This window comes from Micromonospora sp. ATLC20, assembly GCF_057196585.1.
The window spans coordinates 1-6,013 of record NZ_JBXUOV010000260.1 but is presented as its reverse complement, the minus strand read 5'-3'; the positions used below and the strand labels follow the sequence as shown (position 1 = coordinate 6,013).

Sequence of the window (6,013 nt, the reverse complement as noted above, 5' to 3'; positions counted from 1 at the left end):
GGCATGCCTCGCTCAGGCGCTGCGCGCGTCCCGCTCCCGGGCCTTCAGCGCGCGGACCACGCCGTCGCGGCCCTCCGCCACCAGCCGCCGCAGCGACGCCGGCCGCCCGTCCTGGGCCAGCCACGCGTCGGTGGCCGCGACGGTGTCCTCCTCGACCAGGTACGACGGGTACGCGAGCTGCACGAACTCCTGCGCCGGCTCGCTGTCACGCTGCGCCCACACCTGGTCCACGGTGGCGAAGTACCGCTCCCGGTAGGGCGCGGTCAGCTCGACCTGCGCCGGGTGGGTGAAGCCCTGCAGCAGCGCCCGGTTACGCCAGTTCGGCAGTCCGTCCGGGCCGGTGAGCAGCGCCCACACCGCCGCCTTGTTCTCGGCGGTCGGCACCAGCGCGTGCGCGTACGCGGCCTCCCGCTCGCCGCTGGCGGTACGGTCGGCGGCCAGCTCCGCGTCCACGTCGGCCGCACCCGCCGCACCGTTGGCGACGAGCGACTGGAGCACCGTCCAGCGCAGCTCGGTGTCCACGGTCAGGCCCTCCGGCACCCCGTTGCCGTCCAGCCAGCCGCGCAGCGTCGCCAGGTCCTCGCCGGAGCGGGCCGACGAGGCGTACGCCCGGGCCCAGGCGAGCTGGAAGCCGCTGCCCGGCTCGGCCGCCGCGAGCGCGGTCCGTGCGGTACGGGACAGGTCGGCCCAGCCGGTCGGCGCCCACGCCGGGTCGGCGTAGAAGGTGAGCGCCGTGGTCGCCTGCCGCAGCGTCGCAGTCACCAGGTTGATGTCGGTCTCGGCGGTCAGCCCGGCCAGCACCAGCGCCACGTAGTCGCGGGCCGACAGCTCGGCGTCCCGGGTCATGTCCCACGCGGCGGTCCAGCACAGCGCCCGCGCCAGCGACGAGTCGAAGCCGGCGATGTGCTGCACCACAGTGGCCATCGACCGCTCGTCCAGCCGAAGCTTGGCGTACGTCAGGTCCTCGTCGTTGAGCAGCAGCACGTCGGCGGCCCGCTTGCCGTGCAGCTCGGACAGCTCGGTCAGCTCGCCGGTCACGTCCGTCTCGATCAGCTCCCGGCGCACCAGCCGGCCGTCGGTCAGGTCGTACAGGCCCACGCCGATGCGGTGGGTACGCAGCGTCGGGTAGCCCGACGGCGCCTCCTGGCGGACCACCACCCGCTCGTACGTGCCGTCGGGGCCGATGGTCACCTCCGGGCGCAACGTGTTGACCTGCGCGGTCTCCAGCCACTGGGCGGCGAACTTGCGCAGCTCCCGGCCGGAGGCCGCCTCCAGCTCGGACAGCAGGTCGTCGAACGTGGCGTTGCCCCAGGCGTACTTGCCGAAGTAGGCGCGCAGACCGGCCAGGAACGGCTCCTCACCCACGTACGCGACGAGCTGCTTGAGCACGCTCGCGCCCTTGGCGTACGTGATGCCGTCGAAGTTGACCTCGACGGCCTCCAGGTCCGGCATCTCGCAGTAGACCGGGTGGGTGGAGGAGAGCTGGTCCTGCCGGTAACCCCAGTTCTTGCGGATCGACAGGAACGTGGTCCACGCGTCGGTGAAGCGGGTGGCGTGCGTGTTGCACCAGTGGCTGGCCCACTCGGCGAACGACTCGTTCAGCCACAGGTCGTTCCACCAGCGCATGGTGACCAGGTCACCGAACCACATGTGCGCCAGCTCGTGCAGGATCGTGTTGGCGCGCTGCTCGTACTCGAAGTCGGTGACCTGCGACCGGAAGATGTAGTGCGACTCGGCGTGCGTGACGCAGCCGAAGTTCTCCATCGCGCCGGCGTTGAAGTCCGGCACCCAGAGCTGGTCGTACTTGGGCAGCGGGTAGCGGACGCCGAACTTCTCCTGGAAGAAGTCGAAGCCCTGCGTGGTGATCAGGTGCAGGTCGTCGGCGTCCATGTGCGGTGCCATGCTGGCCCGGCAGAAGTAGCCCATGTCGATGCCGTCGTGGCTGCGGCGCACCTCGTGGTACGGCCCCGCGCACAGCGCGGTGATGTAGGTGCTCATCCGCTCCGAGACGGTGAAGTGCACCGTCTTCAGGCCCTCACCGGCCGCCTCCTCGCGGGCCACCGGCATGTTCGACACGACCCGCCAGTGGTCCGGGACGGTGGCGTGCCAGGTGTAGACGCTCTTCAGGTCGGGCTGGTCGAAGCAGGCGTAGACCTTCTGCGCGTCGGCGGTCTCGAACTGGCTGTAGAGGTAGGTCTCGCCGTCCACCGGGTCGACCGTGCGGTGCAGGCCCTGCCCGCTGTTGGAGTAGCCGAAGTCGGCGTCGACCACCAGCACGTTCTCGGCGGCCAGGCCGCTGAGCGTGAGTCCCTTCTCGGCGGACCAGCCGGACAGGTCCACCGGCTCGCCGTTGAGCGTGGCCGACCGCACCGATTCCGCGGCTGTCTCGATGAACGTCGTCGCCCCCGGTTCGGCGCAGCGGAACCGGACCTCGGTCACCGAGCGGAACGTGCGACCGGTGGGCTGCACCGCGGTCGACAGGTCAAGGCTGATGTCGTACCCGGTCACCTCGAGCAGGCGGGCCCGCTCGGTAGCCTCGACCTGGGTCAGGTTGCGCACTCCCGGCACTGTTCGTCTCCATCCCACTCGTCTCGCCGCGCCCCGCGGCGCCGGTACTGCCCGGCCGCTCGTGACGGCCCGTCGAGAACCGAGTCTTCCATGCACGGACCGCTCTCGGTGGTCGAGGTCACGCTCTCATTCCGGTACCTGTCGATGCGGTACGGGGTGAGGATCGGAGGTGACCGCGCCGGAGCCCCGGCGCGACGATGTCGTGAAGGGAAGACACCGTGACCGAACGTGTCACCGCGGACATGTGGTTCGACCCGCTGTGCCCGTGGGCGTGGATCACCTCCCGTTGGCTGCTGGAGGTCGAGCAGGTCCGGGACGTGGACATCCGGTTCCACGTGATGAGCCTGTCCGTGCTCAACGAGGGCCGGGAACTGCCGGCGGAGTACCAGGATCTGATGGTCAAGGGCTGGGGCCCGGTGCGGGTGTGCATCGCCGTCGAGCAGGCGCACGGCGCCGAGGCGCTGGCGAAGCTCTACACCGCGATGGGCAACCGGATCCACCTCAAGAAGGAGGAACTGGGCCGCGACATGCTCGCGGGCGCGCTCACCGACGTCGGGCTGGACCCGGCGCTCGCCGACGCGGCCGAATCCACCCAGTACGACGAGGCGCTGCGGGCCAGCCACGAGGCGGGCATGCGGCCGGTCGGCACCGACGTGGGCACCCCGGTGATCCACGCGCCCGGCCCGGACGGCAAGCAGGTCGCCTTCTTCGGCCCGGTGATCACGCCGGCACCGAAGGGCGAGGCGGCCGGCCGGCTCTGGGACGGCGTACTGCTGGTCTCCGCCACCCCCGGGTTCTACGAGCTGAAGCGCACCCGCGAACAGGGCCCCATCTTCGACTGAGGTGAAAGGAAGGGGCCCTTCTTAACGCCTCCGGTAGAGGAAGGGCCCCTTTTTAACACCCGCAGCGCGCCCCGAGCCCCGCACCCGCCCGTCACCGGGCCGGTGCGGGGCTCGTTTCACCGGGTGTCCCAGCCGACGGCCCGCGGGCCGCAACACGGCAGCTCCTGGAGGCGTTCCCATGGCCAAGCACCGCCACATGTCCGACGACGCGCCGCAGCAGGCGACCGAGGACTCCGGTGCGACGTACTGGTCGGTGACCGAGAGCGACTGGCCGGCCGGCCCGGCCGAGGTGGCCGACCTGCTGGCCCCGCCGATCGTGGTCGGCGTGGCCCGGGTGGTGGCCACCTCGCGGATGACACCGCCGGCCGAGACCGTCCGGCCCGCCCGCGCGCCGTCGCGGTCCGGCCCCGCCGCCCACCCGGCCGCCGCGGGTGCGACGACGGTACGCCTCAACGCCGGCTCCCGCCCGGCCCCGCCGGTGCGCCGCCCCGCCCCGGGCCGGCACCGCAACCCCACCGCCTGAGCCGCCTTCCTTTCACCTGGTGGTAAGCGGGTGAGTCCGGCGGCGGGGGCGATCGGGGCCCGGGTAGCGTCAGCGGACATGACGGTCGTGCATCCGATCACCCGGGCCTGGATCACCACTGGCGGCACCGGCGCGCAGAACTACGACGAGTTCGCCGACGACGCGGAGATCACCTCCATCGTCGAGGCGAATCCGCACAGCGCCCTGGGCATCGAGATGCCCCACCGGGCGCCCGGCAGTCTCGGGAAGTCCTTCCTCGACGCGCTGCCGGACGCGGTGGCGCGCCTGGCCGAGGCGAAGGCGGACGGCAGCTACACGCCGGCCGAGCAGGTGGTGGTGCTCTACCGGATCAGCGCGCCGGGCGAGGAGAGCGCGTACGGGCTGTGGGCCATGGTCGACACCGACCAGATCTCCACCCGCGCCGACGAGCCGGGCCTGGTGATCCGCAACGAGGACGTGTTCATCGCCAAGGTGCGGGAGCGCGTCGCCCTGGCCGAGGCGCTCGGTCACCTGCTCTCGCCCGTACTCCTGCTCCAGACCGGTAGGGGCGACGAGCTGCATGCCGCGCTCGCGGCGGCGACCGACGCGGCCGGCGCGCCCGCCGCGACGGACGTCGACCAGTCCGGCCGGACGCACGCGATCTGGCTGCTCGGCCCGGGCCCGGCGCAGGACGAGCTGACCGCGCTCGCCGGCGGCGGGGATCTGGTGGTCGCGGACGGCAACCACCGCAGCCTGGCCGCGCAGACCGGCGGTTTCCCGCGTTTCCTCGCGGTGGTCACCACGCCCGCGTCGGTCGCCATCCAGCCCTACAACCGGCTGGTCAGCGAGCTGACCACCACGTCGGACGAGCTGCTCGACCGGCTGCGCGCGGCGGGCGCGGAGATCACCCCGGTGGACGGTCCGGTCGGCGTGCCGGCCACCGGCGGCGTCGTGCACCTCCATCTCGGCGGCCGGGGGTACGCGGTGACGCTGCCGCACGTCGGCGCCGGCCGGCTGGAGAACCTCGACCACGCGCTCGTCGAGCGTCTGCTGCTGCGCGACGCGCTGGGCCTCGACCCGGGCGACAAGCGGATCACGTACGTGGGCGGCGACTACCCGGCGAGCTGGCTCGTCGGTGAGGTCGACGCCGGCCGGGCCGAGCTGGCGGTGCTCGTCGCGCCGGTGACCGTGGACGACTTCGTCGCGGTGAACCTGGCCCGGGAGAAGATGCCGCGCAAGAGCACCTGGTTCACCCCGAAGGCGCGGGCCGGCCTGGTCGTGGCCGAGCTGCCGCACTGACCGTGTGACGTACCGCCTCCGGGTCGCCGCCGGTTCGCCTGCCCGGGGGCGGGCCTGTCAGACTGCGCGGTATGCGCGTCTACCTGGGATCCGACCACGCCGGTTTCGAGTTGAAGGTGCACCTCGCCAACCACCTGGCCAAGCAGGGCTACGAGGTGGTGGACGTGGGTCCGCACGCCTTCGACCCGGACGACGACTACCCGGCGTTCTGCCTGCACACCGGCGACCGGGTGGTCGGTGACCCGGGCAGCCTCGGCGTGGTGATCGGCGGTTCCGGCAACGGCGAGCAGATCGCCGCGAACAAGGTCTCCGGCGTCCGGGCGGCGCTGGCGTGGAACGTGGAGACCGCCCAGCTCGCCCGTGAGCACAACGACGCGAACGTCGTCGCGATCGGCGCCCGGCAGCACACGCTGGACGAGGCGACAGCGCTGGTCGAGGCGTTCCTGACCACGCCGTTCTCCGGCAACCCCCGGCACAGCCGGCGCATCGAGCAGGTGGCCGCCTACGAGCAGAGCCGCAAGCTGCCCGAGCTGCCCGCCTGAGCGGACACCGCTTCTCGGCGAGCCGGTCGCCGGGCCCGGGCCGGCGCTGCCGTACCGGCCCCGGCGGGCTCAGCGCCCGTTGCGGGGCAGGTCCTCGCGCGGCACCCAGTTGCGGCGGATGAGCACCACCCGCTGTTCGGCCTCGGCGAGGTCGTCCGCGGTGGGGCGGGCGGCGTCGCGTGCCCGCAGCGCGGCCGTCACGCTCACCTGCGACGAGCCGGAGCCGACCAGCCCGCGCAGCCCGCGCTCGCCCTCCTCGG

The 6,013-nt window shown here is 72.5% G+C and carries 5 protein-coding genes and 1 pseudogene; 4 read left to right on the top strand and 2 right to left on the bottom strand.

From position 1 onward, the window contains the following. Positions 1-12: 12 nt before the first annotated feature. Complete coding sequence (gene pepN / locus AC2CHG_RS29480; RefSeq protein WP_484526027.1) at positions 13-2,559, bottom strand: aminopeptidase N; 2,547 nt, start codon at positions 2,557-2,559, stop codon at positions 13-15. Between the two features lie 227 nt (positions 2,560-2,786). Between pepN and AC2CHG_RS29475 the strand changes: the two genes are divergently transcribed. From AC2CHG_RS29475 to AC2CHG_RS29460, 4 genes are all read left to right on the top strand, one after another. Next, complete coding sequence (locus tag AC2CHG_RS29475) at positions 2,787-3,410, top strand: mycothiol-dependent nitroreductase Rv2466c family protein (protein ID WP_135241648.1); 624 nt, start codon at positions 2,787-2,789, stop codon at positions 3,408-3,410. 178 nt (positions 3,411-3,588) lie between these two features. Beyond that, the gene (locus AC2CHG_RS29470) at positions 3,589-3,933 is read left to right on the top strand and encodes a hypothetical protein (protein WP_194803407.1); all 345 of its coding nucleotides are present in this window, start codon (positions 3,589-3,591) and stop codon (positions 3,931-3,933) included. A gap of 78 nt (positions 3,934-4,011) precedes the next feature. After that, positions 4,012-5,211, top strand: coding sequence for a DUF1015 family protein (locus AC2CHG_RS29465; protein ID WP_366624863.1), 1,200 nt, complete (start codon positions 4,012-4,014; stop codon positions 5,209-5,211). A 71-nt stretch (positions 5,212-5,282) separates the two neighbouring features. Next, complete coding sequence (locus tag AC2CHG_RS29460; protein ID WP_073830678.1) at positions 5,283-5,753, top strand: ribose-5-phosphate isomerase; 471 nt, start codon at positions 5,283-5,285, stop codon at positions 5,751-5,753. A gap of 69 nt (positions 5,754-5,822) precedes the next feature. Here the strand turns inward: AC2CHG_RS29460 and AC2CHG_RS29455 are convergent. Next, a pseudogene (locus AC2CHG_RS29455) lies at positions 5,823-6,013 on the bottom strand (hypothetical protein); the annotation flags it as partial.

Excerpts from the sequence above, each read along its gene's own strand:
- AC2CHG_RS29470 (WP_194803407.1), top strand. The coding sequence starts at position 3,589 with ATGGCCAAGCACCGCCACATGTCCGACGACGCGCCGCAGCAGGCGACC.
- AC2CHG_RS29465 (WP_366624863.1), top strand. The coding sequence starts at position 4,012 with ATGACGGTCGTGCATCCGATCACCCGGGCCTGGATCACCACTGGCGGC.
- AC2CHG_RS29460 (WP_073830678.1), top strand. The coding sequence starts at position 5,283 with ATGCGCGTCTACCTGGGATCCGACCACGCCGGTTTCGAGTTGAAGGTG.